The 2,438-nt window shown below is 61.0% G+C and carries 2 protein-coding genes and 1 pseudogene; all 3 read left to right on the forward strand.

Going from position 1 to position 2,438, the window contains the following annotated elements; translation table 11 throughout:
* Positions 1-812, forward strand: a pseudogene (locus tag AC6F7T_RS13150) (hypothetical protein); the annotation flags it as partial.
* Positions 809-1,282 carry an NAD(P)-dependent oxidoreductase gene (locus AC6F7T_RS13155; protein WP_500719552.1) on the forward strand — a complete coding sequence of 158 codons (474 nt, stop codon included), beginning with the start codon at positions 809-811 and terminating at the stop codon, positions 1,280-1,282. The pseudogene AC6F7T_RS13150 and the gene AC6F7T_RS13155, both read left to right, overlap by 4 nt.
* On the forward strand, positions 1,279-2,438 hold a 1,160-nt coding region (locus AC6F7T_RS13160; RefSeq protein ID WP_500719553.1), incomplete at its 3' end, for a cobyrinic acid a,c-diamide synthase CobB. The genes AC6F7T_RS13155 and AC6F7T_RS13160, both read left to right, overlap by 4 nt.

The following is a 2,438-nucleotide window of genomic DNA, read 5'->3' on the forward strand; positions in this document are numbered from 1 at the left end:
AGATGTTTGCCGACCTGGTGCCGGTGCCGATACAGGGAGTGATCCCCTGGCTGCGCCTGAGCCTGGAAGAAGAGGATTCTCAGGATCTGGCGTCGGACACCGACAAAATGAATACCAGGTTGCGCGTTGGGGTCGTACGTCTACCCCACATCAGCAACTTCTCCGACTTCGCTGCGTTAAAAGCCATGGAAGAAGTTCACCTTACCTATCTACACAACCCCGCAGAACTGTCAAATTGCGATTTGGTCATCCTGCCCGGTAGCAAATACAGCCTCCACGATCTGGACTTCCTGCAGCGCTCCGGCTTTGCCACGTCCCTGCACGCTGTGGCAGGACGCATCCCCATCATGGGTATCTGCGGCGGCTTGCAGATGCTGGGTGAACGGCTGGAAGACCCTCATGGCGTTGAGGGGCAGCCGGGGGCGGTCCAGGGCCTGGGACTGCTGCCTTTGACCACGATCATGGCGCGGAACAAAACCCTGCGCAAGGGAAGCTGGGCGGGCATGGGCCGCTGGGCAGGGCAAACCCTCAGCGGTTACGAGATGCATGTGGGGCGTTCCTGTGTCGCCAGCGGCGTGGAACATCTCAGTGCCGATGGCCTGTGCCTGTGGGATGGCTCCCGGCGCATTTTCGGCACCTATCTGCACGGACTTTTTGACAGCGCCGCCAATCTGCGGATTCTGGCCGAACTGCTGCGCCTCCCCCTGCCGGTCGTGGACTATCAGAACGAAAAGGAGCGTCAGCTGAACTTGCTGGCTCAAACCCTGGAAGAACACTGCGACATTGACGCCATGTTGGAAGGACTGCTGTGAAACTTGTCTACTATCCCTTTTTGATCCATATCAGCGGCAAACGGCTGCTCTTTGTCGGCGGTGGCAAGGTGGCCGCCCGCAAGATCGGTGCCCTGCTGCCCATGGAGCCAGCTATCCGGGTGATCGCCCCGCGTATCGACGATGAGCTACGCGCCCTGGCCGCCGCCGGAACCATAGAAACCATTGAGCGCGAAGCCCGTGAGGATGATCTCAATCACTGCGATTATGCTTTTTTGTGTACCGACAAGCGCGAGCGCAACGCCGCCCTGGCGGCGTGGGCCAAAGAACTGCGCGTGCCGGTCAATGTGGCCGACGACCCCTGGCTGTGCGACTTCCATCTGCCCGCCGTGCATATGGACGAAGACGCCGGGTTGGTGATCTCCGTCTCCACCCAGGGGAAAAGTCCCTCCCTGGCGCGCCGCTTGCGAAATCGTATCGGCGAACTGCTGGACAAGGGGGATCTGCCATGAAAGGTGTGTTGATTGGAGCCGAGCGCAGCGGCTCCGGCAAAACCACCATCACTACCGGCATTGCCCGCGCCCTGAGCCGTCAGGGGCTGCGGGTGGCCCCCTTCAAGTGCGGCCCCGATTACATCGACAGCCGCCATCTGGCTCGGGCCGCCGGCAACCCGGTGGAAAATCTGGATTCCATCATGCTCGGCGAAGCGACTCTGCGTCAGATCTTCGCCCGGGGCTGCCAAGGTTGTGACATGGCTCTGGTGGAAGGAGTGATGGGCCTTTTTGACGGCATTGAACCACGCCGTTTTGGTGGCAGCTCCTATGACGTGGCCGTGCAACTGGGGCTACCCGTGGTGGCAGTACTGAACGCTGCCTCCTGTTCCTACACCATCGTCGCTCTGCTGCGAGGGTTACAGAGCCTCTGCCGATCCACGCCTCTGGTGGGAGTCATCATCAATCAGCTGGCATCAAACAACCACGAGCGCCTGATCCGCAGCGCGCTGGAGCAGCATACCGACATCCCGCTACTTGGCTGTGTGCCGCGTCAGGCACAGCCCCTGGCACCCACCCGGCACCTGGGGATCGCCACGTCGGCCGAAATGGATGAAAGCTACTATGAAACCTGCGCTGACCTGGTAGAGCAACATATCGACCTGACGGCGCTGGCTGCCATCGACCTGGCCATCCCCCCGGCAACCTGGAGCGAAGAAACCATGCCGGAAAGGTCACGCATCTGTGCCGTAGCGCGTGACCAGGCCTTCAGCTTTTACTACGAAGCCAACCTGCGAGAGATTGAACGTCGGGGGTTTGCCCTGCAGTCCTTCTCGCCATTGGCCGGGGAAACCGTGCCCGATGCAGACTTTATCTACATCGGCGGCGGCTACCCCGAACTGTATGCAGAAACCCTCTCCACCCGCCAGGAGCTGCACCAGTGGTTGCGCCGCCACAGCGCCGCCGGACGTCCCCTGCTGGCGGAATGCGGCGGCATGATGCTGCTGACAAAAGGCATTGTTGACGGTGAAGGCCGACACCACCCCATGACCGGAATTTTTGACGCTCGCTGCCATATGACCGGCAAACGACAAGCTCTGGGATATGTTCAGATCCAGGAGCCAGCCGCCCTGACCGGGCTGGTAGGACACGAATTTCGCTACTCCACCCTGGAGGA

The organism is Pelovirga sp. (genome assembly GCF_059864205.1).